Origin of the sequence: Tsukamurella strandjordii, from assembly GCF_039525985.1 — a bacterium.
In the GTDB taxonomy this organism is placed as follows: Bacteria; Actinomycetota; Actinomycetes; order Mycobacteriales; family Mycobacteriaceae; genus Tsukamurella; species Tsukamurella strandjordii.
In genome coordinates this window covers 532,175-548,549 of the sequence record NZ_BAAAII010000008.1, presented here as the reverse complement: position 1 = coordinate 548,549, position 16,375 = coordinate 532,175, and the positions used below count along the sequence as shown (strand labels likewise).

16 protein-coding genes and 1 tRNA gene are annotated in these 16,375 nt (G+C 66.9%); 7 read left to right on the top strand and 10 right to left on the bottom strand.

Annotation, left to right across the window (positions count from 1 at the left end):
* Positions 1 to 8: 8 nt before the first annotated feature.
* Complete coding sequence (locus ABD108_RS17250; protein WP_305112405.1) at positions 9 to 665, bottom strand: TetR/AcrR family transcriptional regulator; 657 nt, start codon at positions 663 to 665, stop codon at positions 9 to 11.
* A 54-nt stretch (positions 666 to 719) separates the two neighbouring features.
* Between ABD108_RS17250 and ABD108_RS17245 the strand changes: the two genes are divergently transcribed.
* Positions 720 to 2,165 carry a carotenoid oxygenase family protein gene (locus tag ABD108_RS17245; RefSeq protein ID WP_343930914.1) on the top strand — a complete coding sequence of 482 codons (1,446 nt, stop codon included), beginning with the start codon at positions 720 to 722 and terminating at the stop codon, positions 2,163 to 2,165.
* Here the strand turns inward: ABD108_RS17245 and ABD108_RS17240 are convergent.
* Together ABD108_RS17240 and ABD108_RS17235 are read right to left on the bottom strand one after the other, a co-directional pair.
* The gene (locus ABD108_RS17240; RefSeq protein WP_305112403.1) at positions 2,162 to 2,692 is read right to left on the bottom strand and encodes an AAA family ATPase; all 531 of its coding nucleotides are present in this window, start codon (positions 2,690 to 2,692) and stop codon (positions 2,162 to 2,164) included. The two genes, ABD108_RS17245 and ABD108_RS17240, sit on opposite strands and share 4 nt — an antisense overlap.
* Before the next feature lie 121 nt (positions 2,693 to 2,813).
* A complete protein-coding gene (locus ABD108_RS17235; RefSeq protein ID WP_343930913.1) occupies positions 2,814 to 4,418 on the bottom strand; it encodes an MFS transporter in 1,605 nt (534 codons plus the stop codon).
* A 115-nt stretch (positions 4,419 to 4,533) separates the two neighbouring features.
* On the opposite strand from ABD108_RS17235, the gene ABD108_RS17230 reads away from it, so the two are divergent.
* The 4 genes from ABD108_RS17230 to ABD108_RS17215 all read left to right on the top strand — a co-directional run bounded on the left by ABD108_RS17230 (position 4,534) and on the right by ABD108_RS17215 (position 10,523).
* The gene (locus ABD108_RS17230; protein ID WP_343930912.1) at positions 4,534 to 5,043 is read left to right on the top strand and encodes a MarR family winged helix-turn-helix transcriptional regulator; all 510 of its coding nucleotides are present in this window, start codon (positions 4,534 to 4,536) and stop codon (positions 5,041 to 5,043) included.
* A gap of 53 nt (positions 5,044 to 5,096) precedes the next feature.
* Complete coding sequence (locus ABD108_RS17225; RefSeq protein ID WP_343930911.1) at positions 5,097 to 5,696, top strand: class I SAM-dependent methyltransferase; 600 nt, start codon at positions 5,097 to 5,099, stop codon at positions 5,694 to 5,696.
* A 1,493-nt stretch (positions 5,697 to 7,189) separates the two neighbouring features.
* Entirely contained in the window at positions 7,190 to 7,873 is a 684-nt protein-coding gene (locus ABD108_RS17220) for a hypothetical protein (protein WP_343930910.1), read from the top strand.
* 661 nt (positions 7,874 to 8,534) lie between these two features.
* Complete coding sequence (locus ABD108_RS17215) at positions 8,535 to 10,523, top strand: hypothetical protein (RefSeq protein ID WP_343930909.1); 1,989 nt, start codon at positions 8,535 to 8,537, stop codon at positions 10,521 to 10,523.
* 412 nt (positions 10,524 to 10,935) lie between these two features.
* On the opposite strand, the gene ABD108_RS17210 is transcribed toward ABD108_RS17215, so the two are convergent.
* From ABD108_RS17210 to ABD108_RS17195, 4 genes are all read right to left on the bottom strand, one after another.
* Positions 10,936 to 11,505, bottom strand: coding sequence for an RES domain-containing protein (locus ABD108_RS17210; RefSeq protein WP_343930934.1), 570 nt, complete (start codon positions 11,503 to 11,505; stop codon positions 10,936 to 10,938).
* A 6-nt stretch (positions 11,506 to 11,511) separates the two neighbouring features.
* Positions 11,512 to 12,645 carry a hypothetical protein gene (locus tag ABD108_RS17205; protein ID WP_343930908.1) on the bottom strand — a complete coding sequence of 378 codons (1,134 nt, stop codon included), beginning with the start codon at positions 12,643 to 12,645 and terminating at the stop codon, positions 11,512 to 11,514.
* Positions 12,646 to 13,086: 441 nt separating this feature from the next.
* Positions 13,087 to 13,160 (bottom strand) — tRNA-Pro (locus ABD108_RS17200).
* Positions 13,161 to 13,215: 55 nt separating this feature from the next.
* Positions 13,216 to 14,169: a metallophosphoesterase gene (locus ABD108_RS17195; RefSeq protein WP_220657427.1), complete on the bottom strand. Its 954-nt coding sequence runs from the start codon at positions 14,167 to 14,169 to the stop codon at positions 13,216 to 13,218.
* A 53-nt stretch (positions 14,170 to 14,222) separates the two neighbouring features.
* Between ABD108_RS17195 and ABD108_RS17190 the strand changes: the two genes are divergently transcribed.
* Positions 14,223 to 14,687, top strand: a complete 465-nt coding sequence (locus ABD108_RS17190; protein ID WP_305112394.1) for a GatB/YqeY domain-containing protein — start codon at positions 14,223 to 14,225, stop codon at positions 14,685 to 14,687.
* An 11-nt stretch (positions 14,688 to 14,698) separates the two neighbouring features.
* The gene (locus ABD108_RS17185; protein ID WP_305112393.1) at positions 14,699 to 15,193 is read left to right on the top strand and encodes a hypothetical protein; all 495 of its coding nucleotides are present in this window, start codon (positions 14,699 to 14,701) and stop codon (positions 15,191 to 15,193) included.
* On the opposite strand, the gene ABD108_RS17180 is transcribed toward ABD108_RS17185, so the two are convergent.
* The 3 genes from ABD108_RS17180 to ABD108_RS17170 are packed head-to-tail and all read right to left on the bottom strand — an operon-like array spanning position 15,188 to position 16,343.
* Positions 15,188 to 15,544, bottom strand: a complete 357-nt coding sequence (locus tag ABD108_RS17180; protein WP_343930907.1) for a fluoride efflux transporter FluC — start codon at positions 15,542 to 15,544, stop codon at positions 15,188 to 15,190. The genes ABD108_RS17185 and ABD108_RS17180 overlap by 6 nt on opposite strands.
* Positions 15,541 to 15,978, bottom strand: coding sequence for a fluoride efflux transporter FluC (locus ABD108_RS17175; RefSeq protein ID WP_343930906.1), 438 nt, complete (start codon positions 15,976 to 15,978; stop codon positions 15,541 to 15,543). The genes ABD108_RS17180 and ABD108_RS17175 overlap by 4 nt, the downstream gene beginning before the upstream one ends.
* Positions 15,918 to 16,343, bottom strand: coding sequence for an organic hydroperoxide resistance protein (locus tag ABD108_RS17170; RefSeq protein WP_220657424.1), 426 nt, complete (start codon positions 16,341 to 16,343; stop codon positions 15,918 to 15,920). Before ABD108_RS17170 ends, ABD108_RS17175 begins: the two co-directional genes overlap by 61 nt.
* Positions 16,344 to 16,375 lie beyond the last annotated feature (32 nt).

Sequence of the window (16,375 nt, the reverse complement as noted above, 5' to 3'; positions counted from 1 at the left end):
TTATCGGTCTACACGAGTGGGTTCAGGCCGGCGGCGGTGAGGCCCCCGTAGGCCATGGAGAAGTAGGTGCGCGCGAGCGCCTCGCGCTGATCCCGCAGGTCGGCCGACAGGTAGTGCAGGCACAGCGCCGGTCCGCACACGCTGAGGATGGTGACCAGCGCTTCGCCGTCAACGGCGACGCGGTCGGCCCCCGCGGCGTTCCGCGCGCCGATCGCCAGCAGGGTGCGAGTGGCATCGCCCCACCGCTGGGAGATGGGGTCGAAAGCACTGGCGGGCAGCAGGTGCGGCGCACCGTCGAGCACCGCGGTGAGCGTGGGGCGGTACCGGTCCAGCTCGGCGAAGACGGAGGCGAGGAGCTCGGGCCCCAGCGTGACCGCGCCGCCCGCGAGGGTTTCGCGGAGCCGCTCACCGAAGGAGGTGACGAGATCGTCCATGATCTCGGCGACCACGGCCGCGACCACGGATTCCTTGTTCGGGAAGTACTGGTACAGCGTTCCCTTCGAGACCCCGATCCGGTCGGCGATCGATCCCATCGACAGCGCGGCGTACCCACTCTCGGCCAGAATCTGACCAGCGGCCGACTCAGCCCGATTCACCGTGTCCTTCGCCCGGCCCTGCGAGGGACGTCGGCGCAGCGCAGAGCCGCTCTCGGAGTTCTTGGACACGGCACCCTCCGATCTGACTTGTATCCGTCCGGCGCGATGAGGTCGAGTGTAGTCATGACTACCGGGGAAGACATCGCCGTGGACCGTTCGCGCGTCTTCGAACCCGCCGTGGGCGAGTACGACGACATCGTGATCGAGGACATCACGGGCGCCCTCCCCGAGGATCTGCTCGGCACGCTGTACCGGAGCGCACCGGTCCGGTGGGAGGCCGGGGGCTTCTACGCCCGGCACCTGTTCGACGGTGACGGGATGGTCGCGAAGTTCTCATTGCAGGGTGGGAAGCTGCGCTACCGGAACCGGTACGTGCGCACCCCCAAGTACCAGCGGGAGGAGGCCGGGCGAGGGGACCGGGTACGTGGGCTCGGTACCCTCGCCGCCGGCGGTCCGCTCGGCAACGCCGGCCGCGGCCCGGCCGACCGATCCAACACCACGTCGATCTACCACGGTGACCGGCTGGTCTCGCTGTCCGACGACGGGCGCCCGTGGGAGCTCGACCCCGATTCCCTGGAAACGCGGGGGCGCTGCGATTTCGGCGGTGCGCTGAGCCTGCTGAGCACGTTCTCCCCGCACCCGAAGGTCGATCCCGTGACGGGCGAGCTGTTCAACTTCGGGCTCACGGTGCCGCCCCTCGGGCGCACGCCCGGCGTGGTGGGGCTGCGCTGCTACCGCGTGGACCCGCTCGGCCGGCTCAGCACGATTCGCACGGTGCCGCTCACGCATGTGCTGATCAATCACGATTTCGCGATCACCGAGCGGTACCTGGTGTTCGTGCTCGATCCGCTCACGATGAATCCGGTGCGCGCCGCACGGGCCGGGCTCGGCATGGTCGATTTCAACTCCGCCACCGAGTTCCGCGCGGAGCTGGGCAGCGAAGTGATCCTGGTGCCGCGCGACGGTTCCGCGCCGCGGCGGTTCACCATTCCCGCGTTCCCGAAGGTGCACGTGAACAACGCCTACGAGGTGGGCGGCGATGTGCTGATCGATGTGGTGAAGTACGACGACTGGGACGAGACGGCGAAGATGCTCTCGGACTTCCGCGAGTACGGTCCGGCCCGGGGCGGCACGCTCACGCGGCTGCGGATCACCCCGTCCGATCGGGTCGAGCTCACGGAACTGTCCGCCTCGCTGGGCGAGTTCCCGATGCACGATTGGCGCCGCACCGGGCGGTACTTCCGGTACTCGTACCTGATGGAGTCCGATGGGACGACGCCCCCGTCGCTGGAAAAGATCGACAACGAGACCGGGAAGCAGACCTCGATGGGCGGCTTCTCCGTTCACGACGGCGTGGGTGAGCCCTTCTTCGTGCCGCGCGCCGACAGCGACGGCGAGGACGACGGCTGGCTCCTCCTGGTGGTGTACCTGGCGCAGGAGCACCGCTCGGCGCTGTACGTGGTGGACGCCCGCGATATCGAGGCCGGTCCGGTGGCCGTTGCGCGGCTACCGCACCACTTCTTCCCCGGGTTCCACGGCATGTTCACCGATCGGGTGTCGCCGGCCTAGAGACGGAACCCGTTCGCCGCGAGTGCCTCCGCGACGCGACGGTGCGTGCGCTCGGCATCGTCGTGCGATGTGTCGAGGACGTTGCTCTCGTACTCGCCGAGGTCGGCGAACTGGTCCCACATCGTGAGGATCGGCTGTACCTCGACGAGGGCATCAGGTGCGGTGCGGGCCTGTGCGCGGGCGAGGACGGTGGCCCGGTCCGGACGGAGCACGAGGTAGCGGACGTCGATGCCGGGGTCGTGCGCGCGGAAGTGAGCTAGCATCCAGGGCCCGACGATGCCATCGAGCACCGTCGTGTATCCGCCTGCGGCATAGGCGAAGGCGGCCCCGGCGATCACCTCCATGACGGTGTCGTTCTGCACGGCGGATTCGGGCTCGTACGGCGGGATCGCGCCGGACACGATGGCGTGCCAGAAGTCATCGGTATGCAGGTGCACGCCCAGCTCGAAGGTTCGGGCGAGCCGGGCGGCGACGGTGCTCTTCCCCGCCCCCGGTGGGCCGGTCAGGATGATCACGGTTCCGCTCATCCGGTTCTCCCTCGCCGCTCCCCTGTTTGGCCGGTGGCCCGTCCGCCTCGACACTACGACGGACGGGCCCCGCGCCTCCATCGCTTTCCGGCGCGACTGAGGGACCGCGGGTGACGATGCGCTACTGCGGGTCCGGCTTCGACGGTGGAATCAGCGCCGTGGCCACGAGGCCGAGCAGGATGAATCCCGCGGCGAGATAGGCGCCCCACTCGATCCCGTCGGTCATGGCGAGGCGCCCGGCCTCGGCGACCGGCACCGTCTGCGGATCGGCTTGCAGGCCCACGATCGCAGCGCCCGCACTGTCGGTGATGACGTGCGCGTACTGCTCCGCCTGCGGGGCGGCGACGCCCTCCGCGGTGAGACGGTCGGTCACCTGGGTGGCGAGCGTGGTGAAGAAGACCGTGGTGAGGATCGCGATACCCAGGGCGGATCCCAGCTGCCGGAACGTGCTCTGGATGCCCGACGCCTGCCCGTTGTCGCGTTCGGGCACATCGGCCAGCACCACGTTGGTCACCTGAGCGGTCGCGAAGCCCACGCCCACGCCGTACACGCAGAGGATCGCCGCGAGTACCCACCACGAGTTGTCGGGCGAGACGAAGAAGCCGAGGGCCGCGAGGCCGACCACCTCGAACACCAGGCCGACGCGCACCAGATTCAGTGCGGAGACGTTCTTATCGGCCAGCCCGAAACTCGCGCCGCTCGCGATGAAGCTGCCGATCGCGATGGGGACCAGCGCCAGTCCGGCCTGGACGGCGCTGTAGCCGAGCACGAATTGCAGCCACAGGGGCAGGACCGCGACGATGCCGAACTCGCCGAGCCCGATGATCAGGGTGGCCACGTTGCCGTTGCGGAACGAGGCGAGCGAGAACAGGCCCACGTCCATGAGCGCCTTGTCGACATCGCCGGCGCGGCGCAGCGCCACCTGCCGGGCGACGAACCCGGTGAGCGCGCATGCGCTGATCAGGAGGGCGACGAAGGCCGGGGAGAGGCCACCGTCCCAGGTGAATCCGGCGATGTCGATCGGGCGGATGCTCATGATCCAGCCGTAGGTGCGGCCCTCCACCAGGCCGAAGGCGAGCAGCCCGAGGCCCAGGACCGAGAGCACGGACCCCAGCACGTCCAGGCGTCCCGGCACGCGGGGCGATCGATCGATGCACAGCAGGACGCCCACCACGATCAGCGCCGCGAGCGGCACGTTGATCCCGAACGCCCAACGCCACGAGGCGTGTTCGGCGAGCCAGCCGCCCAGCAGCGGCCCGAGGGCCGCCGCCGCGCCGATCGTGGAGCCCCAGATCGCGAAGGCCTGCCCACGCGCCTTGCCCGTGAAGTTGGCGTTGAGCAGCGAGAGCGAGGTGGGCAGGATCATCGCGGCGCCGGTGCCCTGCAGGAAGCGCGCGACGATCAGCAGGCCACCGTCGGGCGCGAGACCCGCCAGGATGCTCGTGACGCCGAAGACGACCACGCCGATCAGGAAGACGCGGCGCGCGCCCACGATATCGGCGACGCGCCCCGCCACCAGCAGAAGTGCCGCGAAGACGATCGCATAGGACTCCTGGATCCACTGCGCCTCAGTGGAACCCGTGTTCAAGTCCTCGATGATCGAGGGGATGATCACGTTCACGATCGTGGTGTCGACGACGATCAGCGCCACTCCGAGCGCGATGGCGATCAGTCCGAGCCACTGCCGGACCGTGGGTGCGACCTCCGTCGCGGGTTCTGCGGTCATCGTTCGATCCACTCCAATCTAATTCCATGCTGGAATCATTCTGTGGCAAAATTAGATTCTGGGACGTAGATTGTCAACCGAGCACCGGCGCGGCCGGTGGAAGGCGAGGACTGAGATGGCTGAGGAGCGGGCCGGCCGGCGGCAGCAGGAACTGGTGACCGATCGACTGCGCGACTTCGGCGTGGTCTACCGCGAGTACTCCCGGCGATTCGCCGAGTGGCTCGGCCTGCACTCCACCGATGCCGAGGCCCTCATCGAGATCCTCAACGCCGAGGAGCGCGGCGCGCCCCTCTCACCCGCCCGCCTCAGCGACCGGATCGGGCTGTCGCACCCCGCCACCACGGCCCTGCTCAACCGTCTCGAACAGGCGGGCCACGTGACGCGCACGCGCGAGCAGCGCGACCGCCGCGTGGTCACGGTGCGCGCCGACCCGCGGATCCAGACCCTGGCCGACGAGTTCTTCACTCCCCTGGGCATTCGGGTGGGGCGCGTCATGGACGGCTACCCGAGCGAGCAATTGCAGGGGATGGAGAACCTCCTCAACGATCTCCTCGCGGTGATGCGCATCCAGCTCGACAAGCCGATCACGCCACTCGACGCACACGCTCCTCGCGGCACGACCTGACCGCGCTGCGGCATCATGGTCGGGAGGCCCGAACGGCTACCCGAGGAGTGGACATGGCCGGTGATTCGTTGTTCGTGCGGCTGTGGCCGGGGATCGTCCGGAACGAGCCGCCTCGGCTCCGCGAATTGCGCCGCGACAATCTCGCGGGTCTGGCGGGGCGCGTACTCGAGGTCGGCGCCGGCACCAACTTCCCGCTCTACCCGGCGGAGGTCACCGAGGTAGTGGCGCTGGAGCCGGAGGCCGGACTGCGGAGCCAGGCGGCGACCACCGATCCCCGGATCGAGCTGCGGTCCGAACGCCTCGACGAGTACGACGGTGCGCCGTTCGACGCCGTCGTCCTGAGCCTGGTGCTGTGTTCGCTGCCCGATCCCGGCGCGGCGATCGCGCAGATCCGGCGTCTGATGAAGCCCACTGGCGAGCTCCGCTTCCTGGAGCACGTCGCCGCCGACGGCCGAATACTGGAGGGCCTGCAGAAGGCGGCGGACGCCACCGTCTGGCCGCGCCTGTTCGGCAACTGCCACACCCACCGCGACGCCGTAGGCGTCATCGCCTCCGGTGGCCTGACGGTGACCGCCGCCGACGGCGAGTTGCTCGCCCCGAGCTGGGTGCCCTTCCCCACCTCCCCCGTGGTCCTCGGACGCGCGACGCTCTGAGGTAGTCGCGGGCAGTGGCTTCGCCGATTTTGAATCGGCCATCAGCCTGGCGGACCAAGGGGTTGGCACCGAAGCACGGTCTCGCATATCCGCTGCATTTCACCAGTCGGAGATGCCGCGCGGTCAGTTCGAGGCGCACGACCGACGCGACGAGGGCGGATGAGCCGCGTATCGCTCGATCTGGGACAACCGCGCGACGCTGTCGCAATCTGCGCGTTCCGTACGCCCGCGAACTTGTCGGAGCGAAGTCCTATCGTTCCGCCATGAACGGATGCGCAGTAACTCAACCGCCCCTAGCAATCGCATGGACGATCGGAGGTGGTGCGGCCCTCCTCATCGGTGCGTTCCTCGTCCTATCGCCGCACATGCTCAGGCGAGGCCCAATCACTATGGAAGTCGTGGGCGCGTACATCACCTACATGGGTGCTGTCGCCACGCTCGTCGGAGTGATTGCGAGTATCTTCCCGGGCTGCGCGTGGAGGGCTACCTACGTCGCACTTCCACTGATCGTCGTCGTCATCGCCGCACTTGTCGTGGGACTACTCGTACGCGCACATCGCCGTGTCCGACGCGGCCAGCCGCCCGTGTAGGCATCGATACGCTCGGGACATGACGATGCCACCTCTGCCTCCGAGCCTGTGCAACGCCGGCACTCCAGGAGAGATCTGTGACCGCCTACTTGATTGGGCAGAGTCGAGCCACATCCCATCCGCGACTGCTGCCCTGGTGAGGGATCTAGCCCTAGCACTCAACGAACGAAACGACGTGATCGAGCTTCCGTCAGCGTGTGACAGTTGGTGGTATAGCGTCAAGGACAAGGATCCCAGCCCGTCGACATTCGACTACTTGCTCGTGACGAGCATCGCTGTGGCTCTCCAGTGCGTAGCGGCGTCCAGCGAGCTCAACTGAATCAGCCCGGTGTGCAGCGAGTGCTCGTGGAGCCCCGCGCAGCGGATACAAGTAAGGCCCCTGGCCAGCATCTCTGCTGATCAGGGGCCCTGCTGTCGTCTCAACCAACGAGTCGGGGTGGCGGGATTCGAACCCACGACCTCTTCGTCCCGAACTCCGCATCCTGGGCGTTGGCCGTTGACGGTAGCGTTGACGGCGTTGGATACGTGCACCTCAGCCTGTTGGAACCGTTGACCGTCGATGAGGCGCGATGACACTGTTGCGGGCCATCTGCGGGCCAGGGCCACACCGCTGGGAACGAGTCCGCCTCGCCGGATCCGACGAAGCTAGGACGGGGGACGTCTACTCGGCGCCGGTAGATGGCCAATCACTCAGGTATCAACGACGTCCAGGGCCGGCTCGGCTTACGGTTACCGAGACCATGTTCACTGAGGCCGATCGTGCAGCCGCAGCGTCAGCCAAGACTCCGGCGACTGCGATGACGGCGATCAGAGCCGCTCTGAGCAGTCGAAATCCGGTTAGCATCAGGGTGAATAGCTCTGAGCAGGGAGGAACTTGGATGACGCTCGGGAAGGTACCGTGCTGTGACCGAGTTCGATGAGGCGCTTCGAAGCGGGTTGATCCGGATCATCGTGTGGGGCTACCCGTCGCCGCCCCGGGACAGGTGGACGCAGGACACCGCGCCCGCGATCAAGGGGCTCGTGAAGGGCCTGGCCCCGGGAACGACCAAAGGGCTGTTCAGGCTCAGTTCCAGGCAGGAGGTGGCGTGGCCGTGGACGCTCGAAGAGCTGGCCGAGGAGCTGGCACAGCCGTCGCTGATGACCGTCATCATCGCGCACGGCGGCCCGAACACCGGGAATGCGCACACGTGGGCTCTGCTCGACCGGCCGCACGATGCCACACCAGCGAGCCCGCAGAAACTGTGGAACCAGATGAAGGCGCCAGTTCCCACGCGGATTCTCGTGGTCGACGCCTGCTACACCGAAAAGGCCGTGCAGAAGAAGTGGATGAGGCTGGCCCGCGAGGACGCGGTGCTGATCGCGGGGACCGGCGAGGTACAGATCTTCGAGGCGACGCGGTGGTTTTCGTGCCTGTTCTCGGCCCTGTCGGCGTACCACGGCGCTGATCCGGTAACGGCGGATCAGGTGGAGGCGGCGTTCGATCTGACCAAACGGTTCCTGCGGGAGCAGGACGAGGAGGCTGCGCGGACGTCGGATCGCCGGAAGCTTCGACCGGCGTGGGAGCAGTTCACCCTGTATCGCCACTGAACTCTCGGGAAGTGCCAGGTTGGTTATCTGCGGGATGTAGTGCCGGGTGGGATCGAGTCGCGCCGCACATCCCGGTCGAGGAGAAGTTCGGTGAGCTACGGATTGCCGTTGCCACCGAGGATCCGGCGCTTCGAGCGCGGCACGGCCTGGCTATCGGCTGGGCTCGGAAACAGAGCCGCCGGACCTGTCAACTGTGCGGCGGTTACGCCTCGCCTAATGATGATGGCCTGCGCCCAGGGCGACCGACGCGGCTATGCCCCGACTGCAAAGCCTTCCTCGACAAGGCAGACGCCGCTGACCGCAGCGAGAGCGAGGACACAGAGTGAGCGCGATAAGGACCGGTAGCAGATCCAGCTGGCGACGGGCAGCGGGCAGCGGGCAGCGGGCAGCGGGCAGCGGGCAGCGGGCAGCGGGCAGCGAAGAGGCTTACCACCTGCACGGTCGTCACAGCCTCGGCGAATCGACGCCGTACGCCATCGCGCGTCGCGACAGCCGCCGCAGCCGGACACGGCGTAAGTGAAAAGGCGAGCGCTACCTGTCCGCTCTGAGGATGATGTAATGCGCACCCGCCTGCGACGCGTCTTCGTGCGAACAGCACACGACCGTGTGTGCTCTCCCAGCAGTCACAGGCCGGAATCAGGTCCGACGAAAGTGTGATGGCATGGCGCGAGACATATTCGATCAGCGAGAACGGTGGATCGAGGAGTTGCGTGAGTACGTTCTGAACAACGCGGCGGTGATCTGCCAGGCCGGGGTCATGGCACTGCCGGCGATCACGGAAGAGATCGAAGAGGCGGCCCTCGATCCCCAGCCTCACAATGGGATGCAGAAGAACGACTGGACATCCCGCGCGCGAGACCTCGAGGACAGCCTCAAATGGGTGGGACCGGAACTTGCGTCCCTAGTGACGGCCGCGGTACGAGATCTGCACCGCTTGATCGCCAACGACCTCCTAACTGGCAGCTCAGGGCCGCGGGCGGTCGACGACTCGAAACGACCCGATGTCGCAAAATGGGCAGCAGCACTCGGTGCTCTACTCGACCAGGACGATGCCCTCGTTGCTGCCTGGCGTGACCTGATCACGGCCTGCAAGAACCCCGACCACAGAGCGTTCTCCGGTGACAGAGTGAAGTATCTGCGGGACACGGTCATCGCTCTGTGCCACCGCCGCAACCAGGACCCCGGCGCATCCGGTCAATTGCAGACTGCGCTCGACGTGTTGCTCGGGTCTGATCATACGGTGCGCATTGCGCAACATAGTCTCGGCGACGAGGTCGATCTGAGCAAAATCGAAATCAACGGCGATTCGGCACTGGGTCCCGACGAGCTTCAGGCGTTGTCCGAACGGTGTGTCGTGGCACCTACTCCTACGGGGAACTTCGTGGTGTGGTTCCGGATAGACCACGCGTTCGTCAAGGGTAGCTACTGCGCGACGCATGGAGCTGTGGCGTTCTACCCGGCGGTGAGCCTCGCGGGGGCGCTCACCGATTACGACTCGGCTCGTGAACTGTATGGGGTCGTTCCAGAGGAACTCCTGATCGAGCAGGTACGCGAGCTGCAGACCTCGGACGAGGGGCCGAACGAGCACATGGGATTCGAGTACAAGCCCGGCCTCGTGTACGCAAGGGTGGAAGTGTCCGGGGTTGAACGGCACCACGCAATGTCGCGCGCCCGGAATCTGCTCGACGCGATCCTGAAGGTGATCGGCACCGACACGAATACCTGGGAGGTGCTAAAGGGATCGCTACTGTTCGGCGAAACCGAGCGACTCCACTACCACTCACTGAGCTGGGGCCTAAAGCACGAACACATCAGCCACACCCTCGACCACATGAATGACCACTTCACTGATTCACTGAGAGAACTTGGCGGCAAGGGCGTGACGATTACGGCGGACGCCGCAACGGAGCTGCTCCCAGTACTCCAGCTCCAAGAAGAGCTCCGAGAGGCACCCGATTCGAACCCCGAGGCCGTCGTGCGTGCCGCTGTCCGCGCAATCGAGCACTGCAACGCAAGAACGGAGCGCCCGTCCCTCAAGTGGACGGAGTACGTCACCAAGTACCTGGTCGACTTCTACACGGTCGAAAAGTTCGCACACCGTGCTGTCGCGGACGTCTTTCAAGCTGCGGTAGCGCACGTCCCCGACCACTCACCCGGCGCGGCCCCAGTCCAGGAGCTACGTGACATCACTGCGGACATTCGAGACAACTCATGGGATGGGCCGATTGTTCGCGCGAGGACGGTGGCGCACACCGGCGCGCTGCGCCGCATATACCGTGACCACTGGCTCGCACGCAGTCTCGCAGAACTCGACGACACGCTCGCCTCACCCGGAGCGCTAGCGAAAGCATTCGCGGACGAGACCGAGCGGGTAGACGCCTGCACCGCGCGTCTCCGCCGTACCCGCAACGCGGCGATCCACGGAGGCCCAATCTCGACTGCTGCGTGCGAAACGATCGCGGAGTTCGCGCGCCGCATTGCCGCGATGGCGCTGAGCAATGTGATCGAGGCGGTCATCGACGGGGCCTGCGTTGAACCGCATACACAAGCGCGCCGCGATCGGTACCGAACGCGCGTCGAGATGCTCACACAAAACGGTGACCTTGAGAATCTCTTCGGATCACCTCCTACGTCGCCGGCGGCACGTTGATCGCGCTTCTAGTCCGCAGGCCCTGACGGATGAGCATCCCGCCATCTCGGGGAGGATGGCCCAGAATGGGCGTCGGTTCGCGATCTCGGCTTCGAACCAGGCGGGAAGGTACCGCCGAGCTGCGCACTCGCCCCGCCGCCGCCGAATCACCCTCGGAGCTCGCCGCCGACTACGGCATCAGCCGCGCCAGCGTCTACAACTACCGGTCCGCATGGGCGGGGAGTGGCCTTACGTGCCGGTCGAACGGTCCGGGCCGGGAATCCGCAGGGCGCTGGCGGCTGCTGCACCCCCTGATCAGTGTTTCCACCGATCAGGGTTCTGCACTCCCAGTCCCCGTCGTGTAGTCGGGCGCGATCCAACGGGCTCGACGCGAACCCTCGAGACGATTTCAGTGCATCCGAGTCTCAGTCGCTCAAACGACCTGTCGTCCCAGTGCCCTTGCCGCATCTAGCACTGCGGGATGGTCAGTGCTTAGATCCTCGACGCGGACACAGGAGTATGGCGCAGCGGACCCCGGTGGCGCCCAAAGCGCCACGACGGTCCACTGCGCGCGATGGAACGACCACCAGCGGACTCCATCCCACACTCGATCACGGGAAGCTGAGCGCTCGCCGTAGATTTTTCTGGCCCAGCCCTGGCTTGTGGACCGGTTCCGAACGATCACTTGCGTCGGACGTAGGGCTCTATCCACCAAGGCATTCGCATCGTCGAGGTCGAGTAGCCGACTGTCGTCAGGGACCTCGAACACCCCAAGTACACGCTTCGCGCCTACGAGGTGCGGGAACTCGAACATCGCGCTTCCCCAGCGAGGCAGGTCGCCGAATGTCTCCCCGACTGCAGCCTCGGGCGTCAGTGCGAAGTACCAAGTGTCGTACAGGTCAGGGTTGTCCAAACGCCCTCGCCCCTGAGGACGGTGGAGGTAGGACCAATGCCCAGAGTCGCCCGGCAGCGCCGTCGGGAGATGGGGGAATGTGCGATACACGAGCACCTAAGCACCTCCGGAGTCCACGCTGTCCAGTGCCGCAAGGACCTCGGACAGGCGGCCGGCCCGGAGAACATCAATCGGGCGCGCCCCATCCAGGAAGGCGTTGGTACCTTCGAGCCAATCCACGATCACACCCGGCGCCCACACCTCAGCCGCGTGATCCATCACCTGCTCAAGGTCCCGTAGTTCGCGTTTCTGCGCGTCCGTCGGATGCACTTTTCCCAGCTGCCAGAGAGCCATCGTGTCCTCTGGCACGCCGAGCAGTCTCGACTTGACCGCGATGGAGTCGTCGGTGCTTCGAATTCTTCGAGCGGGCAGCGACAACCCCGGAAACGTGTGGGTAACGACGGGTGTTCCCACCGGTTTCGCCCCTGCCTGCTTCACGCTGAACTCGATCATGTCCGCGGCTGACCGTCGATCATCTTCGTCGACGAGGAGCACCCGCGCCAACAGGGATACAACGTCCCTTGTAGGCGCGTCCTGCATGGGGCCGTTCGTCAGCCGACCAATGTCGATTCCCAGATCCACCCCGCGCAGTCGAGCAGTCTGGAACCTGTAGTGGTTCACGGCGGCAACCAACACGTAGAGCGGGGCGAAGAGCACGATCCCCACCATGAGGAACGGCCCAGCAATCCATTCCTTGGCGTACCACGCTGCTCCGATGAAGGCGCCACTTCCCTTCTGTAAACGCTCCGACACGGCGGCAGCCGCGGTGAACAGCGCAGTTAGAAGAAGGAACCAGACAACGGTCGAGGCAAGGCTCCGAGTGGACGCAGCCGCGATCAACAGGATCCAGACAGCGGTCGACATCGGAGCGCGTGATGAGTTCTGGACTCCGACGAGGTAGACCGCGACCAGGACAGCGACCCAGAACACGACCGGTCGAACGGTCAGCCACTCACTCACGGAAGTTGTCCAGGTCTCCTGTACACCAGCCCATCCCAGGATCTCGTGGAGCCACAGAATCGGCGTCGGGATGTCCTGGCCGGACGTGTGTCCCAGCAGCACAGAAGACCAGACCCATACCGCCGCAATAGCCGGTCCGAGCCAAGCTCCAACATCGGCGAGATTCACTCCGAGCGCGTGCTGGGAGGCGTCTACGAACCCTTTCGACGCATCACTGGGCTTGTACGGCATAGCTGCGGCTCCGTTCCTGGGAGGATCGACCAGCGGTCCTATTTGGGATCACCGTAGCCAGGGCGACCGACACCTTCGGTGGAAGCGAACTCCGGCTGCGTCACATCCGAGCTGTAGTACGCCTGCCGGGGTCGCCATGGGGCGGTACGTCTCCGAGTTCGTCGATAAGCAGCCGACCAAGACGTTCCAGGCCACCTCGGCGGCATACCGGGTGCTGCGACAGGTCAAGTAGCTGAGGGGACCGACCGTACGCCGATCTGATCGCAGACGGATCTAGAAACGGCAGCCAACTCGCTGGATGCTGCCGTTCGAGTTGCAGGAATCTGCTGCGGGCCCCTGCGGGCCGCATCCGAGTCGACACCGAGGGCCTCGACCAGCGAGTAAGGCCCCTGGCCAGCATCTCTGCTGATCAGGGGCCCTGCTGTCGTCTCAACCAACGAGTCGGGGTGGCGGGATTCGAACCCACGACCTCTTCGTCCCGAACGAAGCGCGCTACCAAGCTGCGCCACACCCCGTGGTGACAACCTGCAATAGATTACTACAGGCACCGTCGGAGTTGAAATCCGCAGGTCAGGCCTGAACGGCCTCCGGGGCGATCACGGGGCCCAATTCCACTTCCCGATCGCGCACGGGGGCGCCGACGAGGGTGAGCAGCGAGGCCTCGGGACGGCAGAAGGTGCGGAACGGCGCCCAGGGCGACGTGCCGAGCCCGGCGCTCACATGCAGCTTCATGTGCGCACCCCACGCGGAGGCACCCTTGACCCGCGAGCGATCCAGGCCGCAGTTGGTCACCAGCGCGCCCACCACCGGCAGGCACAACTGCCCGCCGTGCGTGTGCCCGGCCAGCGCCAGGTCGTAGCCGTCGCTCGCGAACCGGTCGAGCACGCGGGGCTCGGGCGAATGCGTGAGCGCGAGACGCAGGTCGACGGACTCGTCGGCCCGCCCGGCCACGGTCTCGTACCGGTCCCGGTCGATGTGCGGATCGTCCACGCCCGCAACGGCGATCGTCACCCCACCGGCCTCCAGCCGGCGCTTGGTGTGGGTGGCGTCCAGCCAGCCCCGCTCGGAGAACGCGGCCCGCAGGTCCTGCCAGGGCAGGGGCTCGCCGTGCTGGCGCTCGTGATTCTTGTTGAAGTACTTGGCGGGGTTCTTCGGGGTGGGGCCGAAGTAGTCATTGGAACCGAAGACGAACAGGCCCGGCCGCGCGAGCAGCGGATCGAGGGCCTGCACCACCGACGGCACCGCCCGCGGGTGCGACAGGTTATCGCCCGTGTTCACAACGAGGTCCGGTTCGAGGGCCGCGAGCTCGTGCACCCAGCCCTGCTTGAGCCGCTGGCCGGGCGTCATGTGCAGATCGGAGATGTGCAGCAGACGCAGCGTGGGCGTGCCCGGCGGAAGGATCGGCAGCGTGTGCTCGCGCAGCGTGAACGCGTTGCGTTCGTACACGCCCGCGTAGGCGGCACCGGCGAGACCGGCGCCGACCAGCGACGCTCCTGCGCGGACCAATGAGGGATTGACTGCCATTCCGCCAGGATACGTCCGTGCCCCGCCCGCGCGCACCGCGTAACTTGTAAAGCATGTCTGAAGTGAAGGCCGCGATCCGCGACGACCTCAAAACCGCGATGAAGGCCAAGGACACCCTGGTCACCGGCACGCTGCGCATGCTGCTGTCGGCGATCCAGAACGAGGAGACCTCCGGGACGGCGCACGCGCTCACCGATGAGGAGTTCCTCAAGGTGGTGGCCCGCGAGGTGAAGAAGCGCGGCGAGGCCGCGGAGATCTTCACCGCCAACGGTCGCGACGAGCTGGCGGAGAAGGAGCGCGCCGAGGCCGAGGTGATGTCGCGCTATCTGCCCAAGCAGCTCTCCGAGGACGAGCTGAACAGCCTCGTCGACGATGCGGTCGCGCAGGTCAAGGCCGATCTGGGCGAAGACCCGACGGTGCGCAACATGGGCCAGATCATGAAGATCGCCAACGCGAAGGCCGCCGGCGCCGCCGACGGTAAGCGGCTCTCCGCCGCCGTCAAGGCCCGGCTGGCCTGACGGTGGCGTCCGTGCGCCGGGGAGGCGCGGTCTGGCTCTGGGTGCTGGTGTCGCTGGCGGCAGGCGCGGGCGCGATCGCGCTGGACGTCTTCGCGATCGTCCAGACATCGGCGCTGCTCGGCACTCAGGGCTACCCGGGGAACTTCCCGTCGTCCCCGCTGGGGATGCGCACCATCACGGTGATGGTCCTGGCGATCGCCGGGCTGGTGGTGTGCGCGCTGATGGCGCTCACCGGGCTGTTCGCGCTGTTCGGTGTGCGCTGGGCCGGTCTGGCCTACGCCGCCGTCACGTTCATCGGTTTCATCATCGTGGCCGCCGAGGTGCTGCTGGGCATCCCCCGCGAGTACACCGATCCGGTGAGCCAGTACGGCGTGAACCACAACGGCCAGCCCTTGGACGGGCTTCCGATGTGGGGCGGGGTGATCGTGATGTTCCTGTTCCTGGCCTCGTTGATCCTCACCCGCAGCGCGTACCGGTACGCGCTGGCCCGCAGCTCCTCGTCATAGCGCGCCGAGGGCGTAGCCGCCCCACACCGCGACCACGCTGACGCCGAGCGTGCCGAGACCGTAGGCGGCACCGTCGCGGTACCGGCGGTCCCGCAGCAGATTCAGGGTCTCGACGGTGGCCGTGCTGAAAGTGGTGTAGCCGCCGCACACCCCGGTGCCGAGCACGGCGAGCGCACTCGCGCCGAGGCTCTGGTGGGCCGCGAGACCCGCGAACAGGCCCAGGAGGAACGAGCCGGTCGCATTGATCACGGCGGTCGACCACACGGACATCCTCGACCGCAGGGCGGTGTCCACGAGGAATCGGAGCACGGCGCCGAGCCCGCCGCCCAGGCCGATCAACAGCATCGTCATCGTCGGACCACCGCCGCCCCGGCGAAGGCCGCGACGAGGCCGAGCAGGATCGTCGACCCGGCGTACAGCGCGCCCATCGCGGGCGCCGCGTCGTGGATGTCCAGCGCGAAGGCGCTGTAGGTGGTGAGGCCGCCGCAGAATCCGGTGCCGAGCAGCAGCCGGTAGCGGCGGCCCCGCTCATCGTCGGGTCGCTGCGCCAGCGCCTCGGTGAGCGCGCCCAGGAGGAAGGCCCCCGCCATATTGACGGCGAAGGTGGCCCAGGAGAACGGACTGTGGGGCAGCCAGTGCCCCACCTCGGCCCGCACGAATGTGCCGGCCGCGCCGCCGAGGAAGACGAGCCCCAGGGCGGCGGGCCGGAGATTCGGGTGAATCCTTAGACCTGCGTGGTGAGATCCACGTCGATGTTGCCGCGGGTGGCGTTGGAGTACGGGCACAGCTTGTGCGCCTTGGCCACCAGGTCCTCGGCGGCGGACTGGTCCAGGCCGGGCAGCGATGCGGTGATCGCGGCGTTGATGCCGAAGCCGTGCTCGGTCTTGCCGAAGCCGACCTTCACCGAAACCGAGGCGTCGTCGGGCACGGTGGCGTGCTCGGCGCGCGCGACCGCGTGCACGGCGCCCAGGAAGCAGGCTGCGTAACCGGCCGAGAACAGCTCCTCCGGGTTCGTCCCCTCGCCGTTGCCGCCGAGCTCGGCGGGCGGGCGGGTGTCGAGGTCCAGCCGACCCGAGTCCGACTTCACGTGACCGTCGCGGCCACCGCCGGTCGCGGTCGAGGAGGTGCTGAACAGCAGTTTCAGGCTCATGTGCGGGGGTTCCTTAGCTCTCTGCAGCGACG

Excerpts from the sequence above, each read along its gene's own strand:
- ABD108_RS17225 (WP_343930911.1), top strand. The coding sequence starts at position 5,097 with ATGGCCGGTGATTCGTTGTTCGTGCGGCTGTGGCCGGGGATCGTCCGG.
- ABD108_RS17215 (WP_343930909.1), top strand. The coding sequence starts at position 8,535 with ATGGCGCGAGACATATTCGATCAGCGAGAACGGTGGATCGAGGAGTTG.
- ABD108_RS17195 (WP_220657427.1), bottom strand. The coding sequence starts at position 14,169 with ATGGCAGTCAATCCCTCATTGGTCCGCGCAGGAGCGTCGCTGGTCGGC.
- ABD108_RS17240 (WP_305112403.1), bottom strand. The coding sequence starts at position 2,692 with ATGAGCGGAACCGTGATCATCCTGACCGGCCCACCGGGGGCGGGGAAG.
- ABD108_RS17190 (WP_305112394.1), top strand. The coding sequence starts at position 14,223 with ATGTCTGAAGTGAAGGCCGCGATCCGCGACGACCTCAAAACCGCGATG.
- ABD108_RS17170 (WP_220657424.1), bottom strand. The coding sequence starts at position 16,343 with ATGAGCCTGAAACTGCTGTTCAGCACCTCCTCGACCGCGACCGGCGGT.
- ABD108_RS17205 (WP_343930908.1), bottom strand. The coding sequence starts at position 12,645 with ATGCCGTACAAGCCCAGTGATGCGTCGAAAGGGTTCGTAGACGCCTCC.
- ABD108_RS17180 (WP_343930907.1), bottom strand. The coding sequence starts at position 15,544 with ATGACGATGCTGTTGATCGGCCTGGGCGGCGGGCTCGGCGCCGTGCTC.
- ABD108_RS17230 (WP_343930912.1), top strand. The coding sequence starts at position 4,534 with ATGGCTGAGGAGCGGGCCGGCCGGCGGCAGCAGGAACTGGTGACCGAT.
- ABD108_RS17235 (WP_343930913.1), bottom strand. The coding sequence starts at position 4,418 with ATGACCGCAGAACCCGCGACGGAGGTCGCACCCACGGTCCGGCAGTGG.
- ABD108_RS17245 (WP_343930914.1), top strand. The coding sequence starts at position 720 with ATGACTACCGGGGAAGACATCGCCGTGGACCGTTCGCGCGTCTTCGAA.